At 65.0% G+C, this 15,422-nt stretch carries 30 protein-coding genes; 27 read left to right on the top strand and 3 right to left on the bottom strand.

Going from position 1 to position 15,422, the window contains the following annotated elements; all coding sequences use genetic code 11:
• Window positions 1-69: 69 nt before the first annotated feature.
• Both HMI59_RS23570 and HMI59_RS23565 read right to left on the bottom strand, forming a co-directional pair.
• Window positions 70-1,362, bottom strand: a complete 1,293-nt coding sequence (locus tag HMI59_RS23570; protein WP_193594017.1) for a Y-family DNA polymerase — start codon at window positions 1,360-1,362, stop codon at window positions 70-72.
• Complete coding sequence (locus HMI59_RS23565; RefSeq protein ID WP_193594016.1) at window positions 1,355-1,792, bottom strand: LexA family transcriptional regulator; 438 nt, start codon at window positions 1,790-1,792, stop codon at window positions 1,355-1,357. The genes HMI59_RS23570 and HMI59_RS23565 overlap by 8 nt, the downstream gene beginning before the upstream one ends.
• 117 nt (window positions 1,793-1,909) lie before the next feature.
• Between HMI59_RS23565 and HMI59_RS23560 the strand changes: the two genes are divergently transcribed.
• From HMI59_RS23560 to HMI59_RS23435, 26 genes are all read left to right on the top strand, one after another.
• A complete protein-coding gene (locus tag HMI59_RS23560; RefSeq protein WP_193594015.1) occupies window positions 1,910-2,206 on the top strand; it encodes a hypothetical protein in 297 nt (98 codons plus the stop codon).
• A gap of 58 nt (window positions 2,207-2,264) precedes the next feature.
• Window positions 2,265-2,480 carry a hypothetical protein gene (locus HMI59_RS23555; protein ID WP_193594014.1) on the top strand — a complete coding sequence of 72 codons (216 nt, stop codon included), beginning with the start codon at window positions 2,265-2,267 and terminating at the stop codon, window positions 2,478-2,480.
• Between the two features lie 38 nt (window positions 2,481-2,518).
• Window positions 2,519-2,797: a hypothetical protein gene (locus tag HMI59_RS23550; RefSeq protein WP_227471681.1), complete on the top strand. Its 279-nt coding sequence runs from the start codon at window positions 2,519-2,521 to the stop codon at window positions 2,795-2,797.
• Window positions 2,794-2,964 (top strand): hypothetical protein, encoded by a 171-nt coding sequence (locus HMI59_RS23545; protein WP_193594012.1) that lies wholly within the window; start codon window positions 2,794-2,796, stop codon window positions 2,962-2,964. The genes HMI59_RS23550 and HMI59_RS23545 overlap by 4 nt, the downstream gene beginning before the upstream one ends.
• Window positions 2,961-3,815 (top strand): ATP-grasp domain-containing protein, encoded by an 855-nt coding sequence (locus HMI59_RS23540; RefSeq protein ID WP_193594011.1) that lies wholly within the window; start codon window positions 2,961-2,963, stop codon window positions 3,813-3,815. Before HMI59_RS23545 ends, HMI59_RS23540 begins: the two co-directional genes overlap by 4 nt.
• Before the next feature lie 156 nt (window positions 3,816-3,971).
• Complete coding sequence (locus HMI59_RS23535; RefSeq protein ID WP_193594010.1) at window positions 3,972-5,165, top strand: Fic family protein; 1,194 nt, start codon at window positions 3,972-3,974, stop codon at window positions 5,163-5,165.
• A 308-nt stretch (window positions 5,166-5,473) separates the two neighbouring features.
• Window positions 5,474-6,046, top strand: a complete 573-nt coding sequence (locus HMI59_RS25855; protein ID WP_227471680.1) for a hypothetical protein — start codon at window positions 5,474-5,476, stop codon at window positions 6,044-6,046.
• A complete protein-coding gene (locus HMI59_RS23525; RefSeq protein WP_193594009.1) occupies window positions 6,043-6,288 on the top strand; it encodes a hypothetical protein in 246 nt (81 codons plus the stop codon). Before HMI59_RS25855 ends, HMI59_RS23525 begins: the two co-directional genes overlap by 4 nt.
• Window positions 6,289-6,334: 46 nt before the next feature.
• Window positions 6,335-6,625, top strand: a complete 291-nt coding sequence (locus HMI59_RS23520) for a hypothetical protein (RefSeq protein WP_227471679.1) — start codon at window positions 6,335-6,337, stop codon at window positions 6,623-6,625.
• Entirely contained in the window at window positions 6,618-7,103 is a 486-nt protein-coding gene (locus HMI59_RS23515) for a hypothetical protein (RefSeq protein ID WP_193594007.1), read from the top strand. The genes HMI59_RS23520 and HMI59_RS23515 overlap by 8 nt, the downstream gene beginning before the upstream one ends.
• 220 nt (window positions 7,104-7,323) lie before the next feature.
• Entirely contained in the window at window positions 7,324-7,569 is a 246-nt protein-coding gene (locus HMI59_RS23510) for a hypothetical protein (RefSeq protein ID WP_193594006.1), read from the top strand.
• A gap of 53 nt (window positions 7,570-7,622) precedes the next feature.
• On the top strand, window positions 7,623-8,156 hold the full coding sequence (locus HMI59_RS23505; RefSeq protein ID WP_193594005.1) for a hypothetical protein: 534 nt from the start codon (window positions 7,623-7,625) through the stop codon (window positions 8,154-8,156).
• Window positions 8,149-8,595, top strand: coding sequence for a hypothetical protein (locus tag HMI59_RS23500; RefSeq protein ID WP_227471678.1), 447 nt, complete (start codon window positions 8,149-8,151; stop codon window positions 8,593-8,595). The genes HMI59_RS23505 and HMI59_RS23500 overlap by 8 nt, the downstream gene beginning before the upstream one ends.
• A gap of 82 nt (window positions 8,596-8,677) precedes the next feature.
• Entirely contained in the window at window positions 8,678-8,995 is a 318-nt protein-coding gene (locus tag HMI59_RS23495; protein WP_193594004.1) for a hypothetical protein, read from the top strand.
• Window positions 8,996-9,084: 89 nt separating this feature from the next.
• A complete protein-coding gene (locus tag HMI59_RS23490) occupies window positions 9,085-9,810 on the top strand; it encodes a hypothetical protein (RefSeq protein ID WP_227471677.1) in 726 nt (241 codons plus the stop codon).
• Window positions 9,811-9,849: 39 nt separating this feature from the next.
• Window positions 9,850-10,560 carry a hypothetical protein gene (locus HMI59_RS23485; protein ID WP_227471676.1) on the top strand — a complete coding sequence of 237 codons (711 nt, stop codon included), beginning with the start codon at window positions 9,850-9,852 and terminating at the stop codon, window positions 10,558-10,560.
• 39 nt (window positions 10,561-10,599) lie between these two features.
• Entirely contained in the window at window positions 10,600-10,800 is a 201-nt protein-coding gene (locus HMI59_RS23480) for a hypothetical protein (RefSeq protein ID WP_193594002.1), read from the top strand.
• The gene (locus tag HMI59_RS23475) at window positions 10,793-10,972 is read left to right on the top strand and encodes a hypothetical protein (RefSeq protein WP_193594001.1); all 180 of its coding nucleotides are present in this window, start codon (window positions 10,793-10,795) and stop codon (window positions 10,970-10,972) included. Before HMI59_RS23480 ends, HMI59_RS23475 begins: the two co-directional genes overlap by 8 nt.
• Window positions 10,963-11,367, top strand: coding sequence for a hypothetical protein (locus HMI59_RS23470; RefSeq protein ID WP_193594000.1), 405 nt, complete (start codon window positions 10,963-10,965; stop codon window positions 11,365-11,367). Before HMI59_RS23475 ends, HMI59_RS23470 begins: the two co-directional genes overlap by 10 nt.
• 32 nt (window positions 11,368-11,399) lie before the next feature.
• The gene (locus HMI59_RS23465; RefSeq protein ID WP_193593999.1) at window positions 11,400-11,552 is read left to right on the top strand and encodes a hypothetical protein; all 153 of its coding nucleotides are present in this window, start codon (window positions 11,400-11,402) and stop codon (window positions 11,550-11,552) included.
• Window positions 11,549-12,307, top strand: coding sequence for a hypothetical protein (locus HMI59_RS23460; RefSeq protein WP_193593998.1), 759 nt, complete (start codon window positions 11,549-11,551; stop codon window positions 12,305-12,307). The genes HMI59_RS23465 and HMI59_RS23460 overlap by 4 nt, the downstream gene beginning before the upstream one ends.
• Entirely contained in the window at window positions 12,307-12,699 is a 393-nt protein-coding gene (locus HMI59_RS23455; protein WP_193593997.1) for a hypothetical protein, read from the top strand. Before HMI59_RS23460 ends, HMI59_RS23455 begins: the two co-directional genes overlap by 1 nt.
• Before the next feature lie 158 nt (window positions 12,700-12,857).
• On the top strand, window positions 12,858-13,166 hold the full coding sequence (locus tag HMI59_RS23450; RefSeq protein WP_193593996.1) for a hypothetical protein: 309 nt from the start codon (window positions 12,858-12,860) through the stop codon (window positions 13,164-13,166).
• Between the two features lie 81 nt (window positions 13,167-13,247).
• Window positions 13,248-13,457: a hypothetical protein gene (locus tag HMI59_RS23445; RefSeq protein WP_193593995.1), complete on the top strand. Its 210-nt coding sequence runs from the start codon at window positions 13,248-13,250 to the stop codon at window positions 13,455-13,457.
• Complete coding sequence (locus HMI59_RS23440) at window positions 13,447-14,064, top strand: hypothetical protein (protein ID WP_193593994.1); 618 nt, start codon at window positions 13,447-13,449, stop codon at window positions 14,062-14,064. The genes HMI59_RS23445 and HMI59_RS23440 overlap by 11 nt, the downstream gene beginning before the upstream one ends.
• Window positions 14,061-14,471: a hypothetical protein gene (locus HMI59_RS23435; RefSeq protein WP_193593993.1), complete on the top strand. Its 411-nt coding sequence runs from the start codon at window positions 14,061-14,063 to the stop codon at window positions 14,469-14,471. Before HMI59_RS23440 ends, HMI59_RS23435 begins: the two co-directional genes overlap by 4 nt.
• 85 nt (window positions 14,472-14,556) lie before the next feature.
• Here HMI59_RS23435 and HMI59_RS23430 read toward each other — a convergent pair whose 3' ends face one another.
• Window positions 14,557-15,036 carry a hypothetical protein gene (locus tag HMI59_RS23430; RefSeq protein WP_193593992.1) on the bottom strand — a complete coding sequence of 160 codons (480 nt, stop codon included), beginning with the start codon at window positions 15,034-15,036 and terminating at the stop codon, window positions 14,557-14,559.
• A 119-nt stretch (window positions 15,037-15,155) separates the two neighbouring features.
• Here HMI59_RS23430 and HMI59_RS23425 point away from each other — a divergent pair, with 119 nt between their 5' ends.
• The gene (locus HMI59_RS23425; RefSeq protein ID WP_193593991.1) at window positions 15,156-15,383 is read left to right on the top strand and encodes a DUF2188 domain-containing protein; all 228 of its coding nucleotides are present in this window, start codon (window positions 15,156-15,158) and stop codon (window positions 15,381-15,383) included.
• Window positions 15,384-15,422: the final 39 nt, after the last annotated feature.

Below are 15,422 nucleotides of genomic sequence, written 5' to 3'. Positions count from 1 at the left end.
CTCCTTGAACGATACAGGCCCGTCAATCCCAGCAGCAGACACCACACGGCGAGGCGATACCAGGGTGCCTCAACAAGCCTTCACCACTGGCAGCTCTGCCCATTCGGTGGTGTACCGCGGCGACAGCGCCCGGCGCTTCATCGACCAGTCAGGCTCGGTGACGAGCCCCGCTACCCCGAGCCCGATGGATCCTGACCCGAAACGGTCCAGGACGTCCCCAAGGAGAGCGCCAATTCGCTTCTCCTCGTGGGCCGTCGCAAACGCCGGCAGCTGCGGGGCGGCGCCGGCCGGTGAGAGGTCCATGAGCATGACGCCCGCCCGCGCGTATGGGACCCCGTCCACCAGGCGGCCCTCCAGTGCACCTGTAGCGGCCTTGGTGAGAATCACCGGGTCTGCGGTGGGTGCTGGCAGTTTGACTGTCGCCGACGGGAACGATGCGGCGGTGGGGTTGAAGTGAGAGGTGCCGGCAAAGCAGGTCATGATCCTGGCCTGCTGGTTTTCCTTGGCCAGGCGGATGGCAGCCCTCTGTGCATAAATGGCCATTACCTCGTGCATCCTGGCCGAGGATGTGACGGGAGTAGAGAAGGACCTCGAGAAGATCAGTTGCTGTTTCGCCGCGACCTCGGTCTCCAGGGGGATGCAGGCGATCTCGTTGAGTTCAAGAATGGTGCGCTGCATCAGCACCGAGAACCGCTTCCGCATGGCGACTGGATCCGCCGCCTTCAGGTCGGCAATCGTGAAGATTCCCATGCCGTTAAGTCTTTTGCCGAGCCGGCCGGCGATTCCCCAGATGCCCGTGACGGGAACCCTGGACATGATGTGGTCCCGGTGCGCGGCCGGCAGGGTGTCGTAGCTGCAGACGCCGCCGAGGGCAGGGTTCTGCTTGGCGACGCGGTTGGAAAATTTTGCCAGGGTCTTGGTGGGTGCGATGCCCACGCAGACCGGCAGGCCGACATGCTTAGCGACGGCTGCTTTGATTTCGCGCCCAGTCTTCACTAGCTCCTCCGGGGTACCGCGGAGCCTAAGGAAGGCCTCGTCGACCGAATACACTTCGACCGCGTAACTGAAGCGTCCCAGCAGCTCCATGACGCGGCTCGAAAGATCGCCGTACAGCTCGTAGTTGCTGGACAGGGCTTGGACGCTGGCGAACTTCGGGTCCGCCTTCAGCTTGAACCAGGGGTCACCATTTTCGATGCCGAGAGCCTTCGCTTCGTTGGAGCGCGCGACCACGCAACCGTCATTATTGCTCAAAACGACAGCGGGTCTACCCTCCAGGCTAGGGTCGAACGCGCGCTCACACGAGACGTACATCGAGTTCACGTCCACGAGGGCAAAGCGCTCCGAGGTCGCGAGGTCAGACATGGTGCAGGCAGCGGGTGGCGACACCCCAGATGCTCAGCTCGGCCAGCTCCGGCACGATGATGTCCGGGTAGTCAGGGTTCTCGGCTACCAACCGGACTGTACCGTGTTCGATCCGGAGCCGCTTGATGGTCAATTCCCCGTCGAGGACTGCGACGACGACGTTCCCGTCCGCCGGCGTCAGCGACCGGTCCACGACCAACTCGTCCCCGTTCGAGATGCCGGCTCCTGTCATCGAATACCCGGACACACGGACAAGGAAGGTGCTCGTGACGTCCCTAATGAGGTGCTTGTTTAGGTCAACCCGTCCGTCGAAGTATCCTTCTGCGGGACTAGGGAACCCGGCAGGCACGGCCGCCGCGGTGATGAGCGGACCGGCCGGCCCAGCCGGGTCGAGGTCGTATTCGAGGACGGCGATGACGACGGCACCCATGACCCTCCCTTTTCCACATTCGAAGACGTGTTCTCCACAGACTTATCCCCATGTGAACGTGTATTCGATTGTACGCTCCGGGAAGCGGTGTGGAACCGTCCGTACACATGGCCTCACATGAAGCATTTCCTTGCGCGCACTGCCTCCGCACTGATCCTCGCGGGCGGTGCACTGCTGCTGACCGGCTGCCAAAGCCCAGGGACCGACTTCGACCGTGCGCTGGACGTGACGCCCGCCCACGAGACGGCCGCACCTACGCCAGCTCCAGAGGCAGCGAAGCCGTCCACGCCGTCGGCCGGCCTGGATCTGCATTTCGGCCCTGCCTCATTTGGGATCAGCTGCGTCACCGATTCCGCAGGGGACGGCACGAGCGGGACCGCAGCCCTGATGTGCAGCTGGAAGACCGGGCGCTGATTGTTGCCGTCCCGCGGCCGCGTGGAGGTGAACCATCCTTTCCGCACACATCTGGGACATGCTCTTTACCTACCTCTTCCATGCCTACGCCGCCTGGCTCTTTGCCAGCGCCATGTTCATCTGGCTGGGCTTCGTCCTGTACCGCACCACACGGAACACGCTGGCAGAATCGTCCGGTCCGGCCCAGCAGGGGGTCGGAGCTCCGACCCCCCTCGTGCGGATCCCGCCCCGACCAGCCCGCAAGCCCCGGGTCCCGCTGACCAACGCCGCGTAACGGTGAGCACAACAAGGACTTCCGCACACATGAGTCCCATGACTACGACCCTGACCCGCCCCCGCCGTCCCCAGGCACTGCCGCTGACCGTCGAGACCACTCAGGTCTGGGGTGCGTTGCTGTCCTCCTATTCCGAAGACACCGGATCCGTTTCCGTCTGGTCCACTGAAGACGGAGCGCTCCGCTACGCCGAACGAGTGCTGGCCGCCCAGCCGGGCATCGAGTTCGAGCTGATGACCTGCACCGGCAACGACACCTGGCGCTCCGTTGCCGAAGGTGACGGCATCCGGCAGGTCATCGCCCGCCGCTGGTCATGAGCGGCACAGACCGGGACCAGCGCGCCCGCCCGCACTCGGGAAAGAACTGTCCCGAGTCCGCCAACGGCGGCTGCGTCTACTGCCACACCGGGAACCAGAAGCCCACACTCCGGCGCCGCGCCCGCCGCGCAGGCAAACGCCTCACCCGCACCGAGGATCGCGATTGACCTACGACAAGCTCTTGGTCACCACCAGCCCCGCATGGGTTGCTGAGGACCTGCGCAAGGCCGGCACGATCGCCGTCGAACACACCGTGGGCCTGGACGCTCCTGCCCTGGACGGCCGCACCGCACTTTGGTGTTCCTGGACGTGGGCTATGCGCCTGGCCAGGACCGGCATCAAGCACACCTTCCTCTCCCCCGGACCGGACTGGATCACCAAGGTTCCCGAAGAGTTCCTGGGCCGGAAGGTGTGGGCCGGACGCATAGCAGACATGCCCTACATGGGCACGGATCCGATGTTCTACAAACTGGCTGAGCACAAGCACTCCGGCATCCCCGCGGGACTCCACATCGGCCGCGGCCACTTCCAGCGCCTGGTCGGCAGCACCTTCAACTTCACACCAGGCTACGAGGACCTGCACTACATCGGCTCCGAGCCGGTGGCTTATTCCCGCGAATACCACTGCTTCATCGCGCACGGGAAGGTCACCGCTTCGTCCTTCTACCTGTCCACCGTTTCGGACATTCACGGCAAAGACGTCACCATCACCTGGGACGCCTACGAGGCGGACCGCTGCCCCGATTCACTGGCGGCCGCCGCGTTCGCCCAGGAGGTCGTGGACGCCATGGGAGCCAATCAACCGCCCGGGTACGTGCTGGACGTCGGCGAGGATGCAGAGGGCCGCTTCTCATTGATTGAGGCCAACGCCGCTTGGAGCAGCAACATCTACCACGCTGCCCCTCTCGCTGGGGTCGTCGAATCCATCCTGGCCAGCCAGGAAGCCGGACCTTCGGAGTGGACTTGGGCGCCGGACGCTTTGTTCCTTAGTCGGGCACGGCCGCTGCCGTCGCGGTGACCGCCGTCGTCACCATCGTCGTCGTCGTGCTGCTGCTGCTTGCTGCTCGTGGAGTTGCCGAGCACGGCTCGCAAACGAGCAATAACTGCCACGCTATTTAGATTTGATGGCTAAAATCTAAATAACTTCATCCTTATTTAGACTTTCGGGGACACTATGACTGACGCCTGGCCGCCGCACGGTTCCACGACCATGCCTTGGAAGTCCTCCGGGAGGGCGCCCCGCGAAGACCGTGAGTTCACCGAAGTTGAGGTCTCACTCCCGCCCGCCATTGCCGGCCTATGGTACAGCCCAAGCCGGGAAACCATCGTCGCGCTGGAGAAAGCGGCAGTTTCCGTCGCTTCCCTGGATGTCACGGCTGGTACACGGATGGCAGCCATCAGCGGGTTCCTGCTGAGGAGCGAGGCGGTATCGTCCTCCAAGATCGAGCATGTCGATGCGAACCGGAACGACTACGCCAAGGCCATGATCGGGCTGAAAGCCAGCGAGAACGCTCGGTCGATGGTCGCGGCCGCCGACGCGGTGCAGTTCATGATCGACGACGCCGGAAAGAGCGGCATCGTGCGGATGGAGGCACTGCTCAAGGCGCATCACACCCTGATGAAGGACGACCCACTGGACGGTCCGTATGCCGGGAAGATCCGGGACGTGCAGAACTGGATCGGCGGCAGCGACCACTCGCCCCGCGGCGCCATCCACGTCCCGCCCCCTGCGGACCTGGTGCCCGGCCTGCTGGAGGACCTCATGGCGTTCTGCAACCGCGACGATGTGCCGATCATGGCGCAGGCCGCGATTGCCCACGCCCAGTTCGAATCCATCCACCCCTTCACCGACGGCAACGGCCGCATCGGACGCGCCCTGATCGGCGCTATCTCCCGCCGGCGCGGCCTGACGAAAAACACCGTTACGCCCATTGCCTCGGCGATGGTCGCCGACGTGCAGCGGTATTTCACCTTGGTCAACAACTACCGGACCGGCGACGTCGACCCGTTCGTGCTCTACCTGGCCAACTCGGCCCTGCACGCCGCGGATGCCGCAAGGGAAAGTGTCACCGCCCTGGATGCCCTGCCGGCGCTGTGGCTGGAAATGTCCAAGCCGCGCAAAGGCTCCGCTGAGGAGAAGATCATCCCGTGGCTTTTGGAGCGCCCCGTCTTCGAGGCACACCACGCCGCGCACATCGCCGGGGTAGCCGAGACCTCCGTCTACGGGGCACTGGACAGACTCACGACCGCGGGAGTCATCACGCCCATCACCCAGAGCAAGCGCAGCAAGGCCTGGGCCGCCACGGAAGTCCTCGACGAGGTTGACCGGCTCAACACCCGGCTGGCCAAGGTGGAAGCGGCAGCCTGACGAGGTTGTTGGTCGCATGAGGAAGAGCGAAGGCACCTCCGCACACCATTAGGTTGGACAAGGACACCTGTCATCGATTCGACCAGGATGGGGAACACCATGGACAGTGAAACCACTGAAGCCGGTGAAGTCATCGGCAATGACGTCGAGAAGGGACCGATCGCCAAAGCCCTCAAGGTCCACTGGTCCCTGGGCTAGGCCGACAAGCTACATCCGCCGAAGGCCCGCTCCCACCTCGGGGGCGGGCCTTCCTGCGTCCGGCGCCGCCACTGAGGAGCCGAACGCGCCATTCCGCACACATGGGGCCCATGGACAACCTCTCCCCTGCCCTGGCCGCGCTGGCGGCACGCCATGAAGCTTCCCTGGATAAGGACTTCGACGCCCTCCTCGCGGAGGTGAAGCAGTTGGCCGGGCACCCGCCGGCCACCGGGTACGAGTACCGGCACAACCTGGGCTGGGACCGAACCTGGATGGAGCTGGACGAGTCGCAGGTCGACATCGTCCTCGAACGGGGGCACCCGGTCCAGCGCCGCCGCATCATGGGCGGCTGGGAGGACTACACCGGAGGTCAGAAATTGCCCGAGCCGGAGATCGGCATGTTCCCTGTCGACGCCATGGCGCCCCGCCCCGAGACACCGCACGCCGAACGGATCTTCGCCGCCTCCAAAGATCTCTTCGATGCTTGGTCCCGCGGCGAATCATGGGCGCTGGAGAAGCCGCTGCACGAGGCGTACGTCATCTTCTTCCTGGAGACGATCAGCGACGCGATCAGCGATCTCTGCATGCGCTGGGATGCTGCTGGCCGACCCGGCAATTTTCCTGACTCCCTGGCAGTCCAGGAAGAACTGAAGCGGATCATCTGCCTGGAGGACCGGCCGTGAGCAAAGCACCAGGCACCGACCCGCTCGGCGCCCTGCACGCCGCGATGAGCTTCAGCTCGATGGACTGGGGCGCGTCCAAGGACACCGCTTGGATCTACGGCATCGCTGTCGGTTGGGACGGTCCTGCCATGAAGGATCTCGCCGCCAAGTTCGGCTGGTCCGAGCAGCAAGTGAAAAAGCTGCGGAAGCTGCGCCGCTATTTCAGGGCTGCAGAGCTGGCCGAGGAACGCCGCCGCACATAGCCCGTCCCCGGGGAGCCTTGAGGGTCTGTCCGCACACATGGGTCCCATGACCATTACTGCTACTGACGCCCGCGGAGCCACAATTACCATTGGCGACATCGTCACCTATGTCACCGGCGGCCGCTACCCCGAGATCATGACAGCCGAGGTTGTCGACCACAAGACCAAAGTGAAGCTGGGCAACATGGACCAGCTCAACAGGACCGGTTCCTGGCGGCGCTTCGCCAACCGCGACGACTCCAGGACTTCCTGGGTTGATGGGCACCGGGCAATCGTCGTGAAGTCCCTGCCTTTCGTTGAGGGACGCCAGAACACCGGGGAAGCTGCCGATGCCTGACGTCCCACGGACCATCCTCGCCGGGGAGCTCTCGTCTGAGCACCGCGGCCACTACTTTCGGTCCCACACCTACCGGGACGCGAACAAGACCTCCCGCCCCGGCCAGCGCCTGGCCACGTTCCAAGCCGACACCATCCACCACCTCAAAAACGGTGCCATCCTGGTCAACGGCTCCCACCCGTACCTGCGGCCGGACACCGTGCTGACGTTCTGGGACCCGGTTGCGGATGTTCCAGAGGTCGTCCATGACGGCGTCTGGACCACCGAGGCGGAACTGGACGCGCTGCCGCTGCTGGCGATGATCATGAACCCGGACGGCAACCCGCACGCCTACCAGAAGCGCAATCTGCTCTTCAACGGTCGCTATGAACAGCGCTGGTTCTGCACCACAGACGCCGACTGGGGCGACACGTCAGCACAGCTGCTGCGCGACGGCAATTCCTTCATCACTCTCTGGCTTCCGAAAGGCACGTCTTGACCTTCACCCGGCTCCTCGTCCTCAGCGACACGCACCCGCCTGCAGCGGCCGCCAGGCACCTGGCATCCTCCGGTATGCTCCCCGTCGAGACCGGCACCAGCAACGTCGTCCCCGACACCCTGGACGGCGCTTCGACCCCACCCACAAGCCGGGCAAGCGCACCGACGTCTACGAGGGTGACGATGAGGACCGCGCCGGAGCTGCCCTGCACTTCGCCCAGATGGTCCTGGACGGCACCGTCTGGCACCGGCCCCCGGGTTTCGTCATCGAGGTTGGCCTCACTGCGGAGGGGTCGTGGCAGCTGATCGGCGCCGGGCCGTCGTGGGCCGCAGCGCACCACCTGGGAAACCCCTCCGGAGTTGTGGCCTCCATCCTGGCCGGGCAGGCACCCGACTACGACCAGTGGAAGTGGGTCCCGGACGAGCTGTTCCAGCGCCGCATTTTCCGTTCCTGGCTGACCGTCTGACGGACCTGCCCCGCCCGGAGAGGTTCCGCCGGGAGTCCGTACACATGGGATCCATGACTTCGATGAATACGATCCTTGGCACCGCCGGGCTCGACCGCGCCGACCTGACCGCCACGGTTGACGAGCACCGCAGCATGTCCATGAACCAGGAGATCGTGCCGGCCAGCCACTTCCCGGTTGAAGACCTCGCTTCCGGTATCGAGCAACTCGGCACCCGACTCCACAGGATTCTCGCCCTGACCCAAGACTTCCTCGGCCGCGATGACGAGGCCGGCGCCCTGGCACGGCACATCAATTCCACCGCCCTGACCGACGTGACCGGCGTAAAGGAATCACTCCGCAAGTACTTGGACCTGCCTGCCGTGAACCCGGACGGATCCGCCCCGCTGCTTAGCGACGTGCCCCTGTACGGCTACCCGGACCTCCGCTGCGTCACCCACGGCATCCTGGACCACACCCGCCGCACCTTCGTCCGCAACCACTACCTCGTCAGCGTCTCCAGCGGAGAAGCCACCCGCGTCCCGGACACAATGAACGTCTTCGAAACCGCTGCCCTTATCTCCGAAAAGGAGCCCGCTCATGTCTGAAACGCCACTTATTGAACCATCGGTGACCGGAATGCTCCCCGGCACGCCCATCGAATCGCTCGAGGAACTGGCAGCCCTTCCCCAGTACTCGGTGGTTCTCGTCCGCTCTGAAGTCCAGCCACACTTCCGCACCGCCTGGACCCTGTCCATCATCTACGGCGTCAGGACTTGGCACTCCTCATCCTGGCGGGCCGACCCCAGCGACCAGGAGCTCTTCGACGGCGCCAAAGAACCGATCATCCTGCTGTACAAGCCACTCGAGCAATTCGGCATCGGGTCGCTGTACGAGAAGGGCTGGCTGGACAGCCACAAGCCGGTCACCGTCCATGACAGTCTCCCGCAGGCCCTCGAAGCACTTGGTGCCGCGCTGGAGTCCGACCCGAACGCTGCCGTCACCCACCGCATCCACCCTGGACGCTGGCAGCTGCACGAAGCCTGACAGCTGCTTCGGTGACGTGATTGAGACGGGCCGCACACATAGCCGGCACAGGACAATCTGCGAGTATCCAGGAGCCGGACCCATGACCGTCGTCATCACTTTCCCAGCCAAGGGCACCACTGCGCTGGCACTGACTCCCCGTGAGGTCGCCGACGAGGTTCTCCACGAGCTGCTGCGGAAAGCTGTCGTCGCCCACCGCGCCGGAGAAGCGCGGGCCCAGGGTTCCCTCGGCCACCGCCACCACCTCGCAGTCTCCCTGGCGTTGCTGGACGCCATCCAGATCGTGATGGGAGTCAGCGACGTCGCCCAAGAGCTCGGGCGTTGCATGGAAGCCGGGATCACCGACATCAGGCAGCTGACCCGTATCGCCCGCGACTTTGACGGGCCCCAGTCAGCCTGACCGCCTCCGGTAATCTCCGGCGCCGATTCGGTGCCGGGGACTAGTCTTGTCCGGTGAGCTTTGACCCGGCATCCGCACACATAATCTTCATGCCCTCGAGCCCTTCCGCCACCACACCGACCGAACTGGCCGTCTGCGACTGCACCGAAGCCTGGGAGCCCCATGAGCACGGAACCCGCGGCATGTACGGCTATCACCGCTGTCGCTGCACGCCATGCTCTGAAGCCAACCGGGCGTATAACCGCGAGTACAACAAGCACCGCCCGCGCCGGGAAATGGTGGACGCGGACCTGGTGCGTGCACGCATCGGCAAGCTCCGGGCGGCCGGGCTGACCGTCGCGGAAATCGCGGACATGTGCGCCGTGAACGCCAAGGTGATCGACTTCGCGGTCAAGGGCCGCAACGGCAAGAAACCCAAGATGGTCCAGGCCAGCACCTTCCGTGCCCTGAACGCCATCGGGTTCAAGGACATCGCCTCTGTGGAAAAGCCTGCCGGCCGAAAAGTCGATGGCACGATCCCCCGCCTCCAGGTCCAGTCCCTGCACAGCTTCGGCTGGTGCGGCCGCGAGATCGCCAACCGGACCGGGATCAACCCTTCCACGATCAGCTCGCTCCTCGCCGGCAACAACATCACTGAGTCGGCGCGGGCTGGCATCGACGCGATCTTCGCCGAACTGCACGGAACCACCCCGCCGCTGGACACCGCAGCCCAACGGGGCCGGGCCACCGTCGCCCGGAACCGCGCCCTGGCCAACGGCTGGACCGCGGACACCGCGACCGACTACGAATACGCCAGGTACTCCCGCGCGCACTGACCGATGAGCCAAGACGGGCCGTCCGCACACATGAGCTCCATGCCCTCAAGCCTTACCGCTACCGAGCCGACAAACCTGGCCATCTGCGACTGCACCAAAGCCAGCCACGAGCACGGAACCCGGGACATGTACGGCTATCACAAGTGCAGATGCATCCCCTGTGGCACCGCAAACCGGGAGTATTACCGCTCCACCGCCCACCTGACCCGCACGAGGAAATGGGCCGACGCCGAGCTGGCCCGGAAACGAATATTCCAGCTGCGCGAAGCGGGCCTGACCATGGAAGCCATGGCGGATCTGAGTACCGTCAACATCGCCAACCTCCACTACATCCTCAGAGGCCCCGGCGGCCGGACGGTCAAGCGGGTCCTCACCAGCACGCTCGACGCTCTGAACGCCATCAGCTACAAAGACATCGCCGGCTGGGAACTCACCGGTGACACCCGGGTCGACGGGACGGTTCCCAGATTGCAGACCATGGCGCTCCAGGCTGCCGGCTGGTGCCCCGAGGACCTGTCCGAGCTCAGCGGTGTAGGGAGGCAGACCTTCAACAAGCTGCTGCGCGGCTTTGGCACGACCGAGGAAATGCGCCGCAGGATCGACAGCCTCTACACCGGACTGCGTCGCACCGCACCGCCCCAGGACACGCCGCTTCAACAGATGAGGGTCCGGCGGGCGCTGCGCAAAGCCGAAGCCAACGGATGGACCGTCGACATGGCCGACGACGCTGAGCACGCCCGGGCGGCCTGAGCGAAGAGGGCCCACCGAATGTCCGCACACATGACGGACATGACGACAACCGCCCCCGCACCCGCCGAAGCGACCTGCGACCGGGTCCGTGACCTGATGGTTGATGACCCAGAGCTGGCCGGAAAGATCATCCTGACCTGTGACAAGCCACTGAACCACGACCGCCGCGGCGGCCACCGAATGCGCAACGCCGAGGGCAAGACCACGTGCACCTGGACGGGCCCTGCAGACAATGACTGAGAGAACTGCCCTGGATCACGGTGTCGACTTTTGCGCCGCCGTCAAGGACCTGTTCGAAGCTGACCCGCAGAAGGCCGGAACGGTGATCCTGCGGTGCGAGGAGCCGCACCACCCCGACCGGCTCGCGCACCGGATGACGGGCGCCGAGGGACGGACCGTGACATGGCGTTGACCGCCCTGGACCTGGACTGCCTCGAATACCAGACCGGGTTCCTCTGCGGCATGGTTCAGGGCTCCTGGGGTGAGCCCGAGCAGTTGCACGTCTACGCCCGGAGGTACGCCTCAGTCCTTGCCCTGCTGGGCCGGACACGCGAGTACGAGTACTACACCCTTATTGCTGATACCGCCGCCGCCAGCATCGGCCGGGCCGCCCAGAAAGCCTGGGAGTCGAGGGGCTTCCGCCGGCGACTGCTCTCCCGCCGCGGCGGGCGCGCTCTGTGGACCAGTGCGTACACCGGCGCGCTGATCACCGAAGCTGAAGACCGGCTCCTCACCCTCCAAGAGGAGACAGCCGCCTACCGGGCCCAGGTCAAGCAATACTTCGATATTGCCGGGGAGGCGTGGTGAGCCGGAGCAGTATCTCCGCACACATGGTGCCCATGGAGAACTCTGACCCGCGCATTGACGCGATCTACGAAGCCGACCCCCTGCTGAAGCTGGTAGGCCCCGGCACCATCACCGACATCCTCAAGGCCGCCGACAAGGCCGGACTCATCACCACCGGCACTGCCTCCGAACGCAGGGCGGCGTGACCAGCGCCCGCATTGAGGCTGCGGCCCGCGCCGACTACAACCTCAGCCACGGCCTGGAAGCCGACGACGAGACCAGCTGGAACGAACTCGGCGGCCAGCCACGTGCGGCCGCCATCGCCCGGGCAACAGCTCTGGTCGCAGCAATCGACGCCGCCGATGACCGTGTCCGGCTCACCATGCCGGAGTTCAACGCCATCAAGGCAGACGCCATCTACGACGTGAACATGGCTCTGCTTATGAGCTGGGATGCCGAATCCCGGGCTGCCGCGGAAGCCGCCGGAGTGCCGGAATTCATCGACCAGTACCGTGCACGGCTCAGCGACGGCTACCTGGAACCGCTCAACCACGAAGCAGCGATGGCGTCCCTGGTCCGGGAACGGACTGCGGCGGCCATGCGCTCCCTCGCGGAATGGTTCGACAGTGCATCCTTGGAAGACATCACCGGTGCCATGGACCTTGACGCATCGGTGACTCCCCGGTTCAAGCGCATCATGATCCGCGGCTGCGCCGACTGGCTGCGGACCCGCGCCGACGACCTCGATTCGGGGAACCGCCGCGTCCCCTACTACCGGGTGAACACACGGGCCGTCATCGACCAGGACCAGCAGACCGCCCTTCTGCGCACTTTGGCGCAGGTCATCGACCGTTCGAAGCGGTTGGCCAGCACAGACCGCATCACCACGCCCTTCATCATGACCGACATGCTCGTCAATGCGATCGAATCGACCGGGGCAGTCCTCCCCGCGGAGAACTGATGGGCCGCTGGCCGTTCGGGCAGCGGGGCGGACTTACCGAAGCACCGTTCAGCTCGAACGATCCCGAAGTCTGCGCTCACCAGGCTCTGCGGCTGCAGGACATGTTGAGGGAGGCAGCTGGCCGCTACGCCCAGGCCTGGATGATCCTTGATCGCCTGGAAATCGTCTACCTGTGCGCCGGCCGGCGCGAAGACGCTGACCGCGCCTATCAGGACAAGTGTGCCCTGGTACGGCCCGCCAGCCCCGAAGAAGGCCGGGGCCTGTTCGGGCGGCTCAAATGGTGGTGGCAGACCAACCGGGAAGAAAAGCAGTACCGGCAGGGCCAGCGCGCGGTCCACCGCAACCTCGCCGCCTTGCACCGCGCGGCCCCCTGGAACACCTCTGCTAGATGACCGCTACGCGATGCCTGGCGGCGCCCTGAAAAGCAGCGCGAAGCAACTGCGCCTGGCCCTCTCCACGATGGACGGCAACCGTGGTCCCCGGCGTCGAGTGAGATATGTGATGCCGCACACATGATGGACAACAGGAACCGGCGACGAAGGCGTAGACCATGAGCATCGAAATTTCAGACCTCACCACCCTGGTAGGAGACACCGCAGTAGCAGAACTCGCGGCCAGGGAGGAGGCAGTCAGGGCCGCCGTCCGCCAGGTTGAGCACGAACACCCCGGCTACAGCTACTCGTACTCCACTGAGATCCGGTGCAATGCCTGGGGCTGTGGCAGGTACATGGACATCAAAGTCGGCAAAGGCCACCAGAACGCCGCCCCCGAGGCCTTCGCCGCCCACCGGGCTGAGCGGGTCGACGCCCTGCTCGCAGAATGGTTTCCCGCTCCGGAAAACGAGGACCTCGGCAACTGACCCGAACCGCGGCAGGGGAGGGCAATTCCCATGGCCGCACACATGGTGGTTTGACCCAGCCTCCCACCAAAGGAAGCCCTCATGAAAGCTTGGACGATTGCCATCGCGTCCATGATGCTCACCGCCTCAGCGCTGAGTATCGCCGCGGGTATCAACGCCCTCAGCGACGGCGCCAAAACCGCCACCCCGCCGCTCCTCCTCGCTTCGGTGGCTCTCATCCTGCTCGGCCTTACATTGGCCGTGGCCGCCAAATACCGGAACTCCAGGCCGAGGCACGAACGTGGCGACTGAACGGGACATGCTGAACCTGCTGCTGGAGCGATACACGGCAGTGCGCCGCGGCACCATCTCCGACCGTTGGGTCAGGGCCGAGCACGTGAAAAGCTCGATGGGCTACGCCGATGGTGACCGGATCGCAGACTTCGTGGCTGGCGACAAGTACGGTGGCGGTGCTGCTGGCGAGAAGCTGGCCCTGCACGGACACGAAGTGAAGGTTTCCCGGGCCGACTGGCTGACCGAGCTCCGCGACCCGTCCAAAGCGGAGGCCATCAAACAGTACATGCACCACTGGTGGCTGGTCGTTCCGGACGCTTCGATCGTCAAGCCGGGCGAATTGCCTGACGGTTGGGGGTTGCTGGCGCCCGACGGCAACGGCAAGCTCCGCGCCAAAAAGACGGCACCCCGGCTGACACCTGAGCCGCCGCCGCTGACGTTCATCATTTCCCTGATGGCCTCCGCTGCCCGGACCGCCCACCGCGAACCACTGCACAGGGACGCGCCCGTGACGTTCGGCCGCCGGTCCATCCGGCACTGCGGCGTCTGCATGACCATCTCGCCCTGCCCGATCCACCAGCCCCGCGCGGCCGCAGCGGCCCATGCACTGAAGGAAGCCTCATGACACCAGGCCCCATCAACCACTTCGGAATCCACATCGACGAGGACGAAGCTCTCGCCGAGCGGTTCCCGCAGGCAGCCGTCCGGGCCCGGCTCTACCGGCTGGAGGATGACGGTGCTGCCGATCTGGCCCACCGCAAACGGGCCGCCAAGGACTCCATCGCCACGCGCCGGGAACTGATCCGGCGCATCCAAGACCGCCAAGCTGGACTCACGGGCCATGAGCCGATGCCGCAGGAGCAGGCGGACCGGTTCATCGCCGGCCACCTTGAGGCGATCAGGAAACTGGAAGAAGCCAAGCCGGAGATCGGACCGGCCGTGAACATCATTGCCCCCATGACCCGCCGGGTCGCCCGCGAAGACCGGCGCCGTGCACGCAAGTCCAAGGCAAAGACGGACAAGCAAACATGACCGACGTAAGACTCTCCACTCTGTGCTGATGCCCGATTTCTGAAGACGTCCTGCGGGTGCGCCTGCCGAGCAGCGGTGAGGCGGCCTACGCTGTGGGTATAGGAATGTCCATGGACCGGAGACTCGCGACAAGGTCGCGTGGCAGCCAGTCCTTCACGCGCTCCATCGCGTCCATGTAGAGGTCGAAGTGCGGGTTCGTCATGAAGAGTTCGGGACTGCTGTCGACCCCGATTCTCGGACCCTGGCCCGGGCGGACACTTATTAGGTGGTCGGTGACCCTGTCTGTGGTCACAAGATCCTCTACAAACCAGGAACCGTCGTGCCAGGCGCACAGGCACCGGCGCTTCCCGTTGTCGACAAGTGTTGTGTAGATGTGCCTGGGAGTCGGAGTCGGGTCCCACTCGCTGCGCGGAGCCATTGGCCACTGACCCGAGTCCTTCACTGCCTGGATGTACGACTCAACGAGAGGCCGAATGTCCTCGACTTGCTGAAGGGCCCGCCGGTATCTGGCCGGCGCGTCTGAGGAGTCGGCGTCGGCAACGGCGTCTGACCATGAGATCGGCATGGGCTCATTATGCCAATGTGGCAGCTAACCACCGGGCACATTCTGCCAGGTTCCCCGTAACGGCCTGTCCCGGTGTGTATCGTGACGAGCGTAAGCGATACCGACCGAAAGGGCAGACCGTGGCACAGGGCGACATCGAGACGTATTGGGAAGACGGTTCGTGGAAGAACCGCCGAGAAGGCACTGACCGGGCTTTTGGAGCCGGGTACGGCACCAAGGACGAGGCGATCGCCGCCGGCCGGGAAGCTGCGCAGGCCGACAAGGTCGAGCACGTCATCAAGAACCAGGACGGCAGCATCTCCGAAAAGAACAGCTACGGCCACGACCCCCGGAACGTTCCGGGCTAACCAGCCAGGTGACGGCCGCCGGCACGGACTCTGACCCGA

Source organism: Paenarthrobacter sp. YJN-5 (genome assembly GCF_015040095.1).
Lineage (GTDB): Bacteria > Actinomycetota > Actinomycetes > Actinomycetales > Micrococcaceae > Arthrobacter > Arthrobacter ureafaciens.
Note: the sequence above shows the minus strand (reverse complement) of the source record. Positions and strands in the feature narration are given on the sequence as shown.

Coding starts and splice junctions, on each gene's coding strand:
- HMI59_RS23570 (WP_193594017.1), bottom strand. CDS start 1,362: ATGTCTGACCTCGCGACCTCGGAGCGCTTTGCCCTCGTGGACGTGAAC.
- HMI59_RS23565 (WP_193594016.1), bottom strand. CDS start 1,792: ATGGGTGCCGTCGTCATCGCCGTCCTCGAATACGACCTCGACCCGGCT.
- HMI59_RS23560 (WP_193594015.1), top strand. CDS start 1,910: ATGAAGCATTTCCTTGCGCGCACTGCCTCCGCACTGATCCTCGCGGGC.
- HMI59_RS23555 (WP_193594014.1), top strand. CDS start 2,265: ATGCTCTTTACCTACCTCTTCCATGCCTACGCCGCCTGGCTCTTTGCC.
- HMI59_RS23550 (WP_227471681.1), top strand. CDS start 2,519: ATGACTACGACCCTGACCCGCCCCCGCCGTCCCCAGGCACTGCCGCTG.
- HMI59_RS23545 (WP_193594012.1), top strand. CDS start 2,794: ATGAGCGGCACAGACCGGGACCAGCGCGCCCGCCCGCACTCGGGAAAG.
- HMI59_RS23535 (WP_193594010.1), top strand. CDS start 3,972: ATGACTGACGCCTGGCCGCCGCACGGTTCCACGACCATGCCTTGGAAG.
- HMI59_RS25855 (WP_227471680.1), top strand. CDS start 5,474: ATGGACAACCTCTCCCCTGCCCTGGCCGCGCTGGCGGCACGCCATGAA.
- HMI59_RS23520 (WP_227471679.1), top strand. CDS start 6,335: ATGACCATTACTGCTACTGACGCCCGCGGAGCCACAATTACCATTGGC.
- HMI59_RS23515 (WP_193594007.1), top strand. CDS start 6,618: ATGCCTGACGTCCCACGGACCATCCTCGCCGGGGAGCTCTCGTCTGAG.
- HMI59_RS23510 (WP_193594006.1), top strand. CDS start 7,324: ATGGTCCTGGACGGCACCGTCTGGCACCGGCCCCCGGGTTTCGTCATC.
- HMI59_RS23505 (WP_193594005.1), top strand. CDS start 7,623: ATGACTTCGATGAATACGATCCTTGGCACCGCCGGGCTCGACCGCGCC.
- HMI59_RS23500 (WP_227471678.1), top strand. CDS start 8,149: ATGTCTGAAACGCCACTTATTGAACCATCGGTGACCGGAATGCTCCCC.
- HMI59_RS23495 (WP_193594004.1), top strand. CDS start 8,678: ATGACCGTCGTCATCACTTTCCCAGCCAAGGGCACCACTGCGCTGGCA.
- HMI59_RS23490 (WP_227471677.1), top strand. CDS start 9,085: ATGCCCTCGAGCCCTTCCGCCACCACACCGACCGAACTGGCCGTCTGC.
- HMI59_RS23485 (WP_227471676.1), top strand. CDS start 9,850: ATGCCCTCAAGCCTTACCGCTACCGAGCCGACAAACCTGGCCATCTGC.
- HMI59_RS23480 (WP_193594002.1), top strand. CDS start 10,600: ATGACGACAACCGCCCCCGCACCCGCCGAAGCGACCTGCGACCGGGTC.
- HMI59_RS23475 (WP_193594001.1), top strand. CDS start 10,793: ATGACTGAGAGAACTGCCCTGGATCACGGTGTCGACTTTTGCGCCGCC.
- HMI59_RS23470 (WP_193594000.1), top strand. CDS start 10,963: ATGGCGTTGACCGCCCTGGACCTGGACTGCCTCGAATACCAGACCGGG.
- HMI59_RS23465 (WP_193593999.1), top strand. CDS start 11,400: ATGGAGAACTCTGACCCGCGCATTGACGCGATCTACGAAGCCGACCCC.
- HMI59_RS23455 (WP_193593997.1), top strand. CDS start 12,307: ATGGGCCGCTGGCCGTTCGGGCAGCGGGGCGGACTTACCGAAGCACCG.
- HMI59_RS23450 (WP_193593996.1), top strand. CDS start 12,858: ATGAGCATCGAAATTTCAGACCTCACCACCCTGGTAGGAGACACCGCA.
- HMI59_RS23445 (WP_193593995.1), top strand. CDS start 13,248: ATGAAAGCTTGGACGATTGCCATCGCGTCCATGATGCTCACCGCCTCA.
- HMI59_RS23435 (WP_193593993.1), top strand. CDS start 14,061: ATGACACCAGGCCCCATCAACCACTTCGGAATCCACATCGACGAGGAC.
- HMI59_RS23430 (WP_193593992.1), bottom strand. CDS start 15,036: ATGCCGATCTCATGGTCAGACGCCGTTGCCGACGCCGACTCCTCAGAC.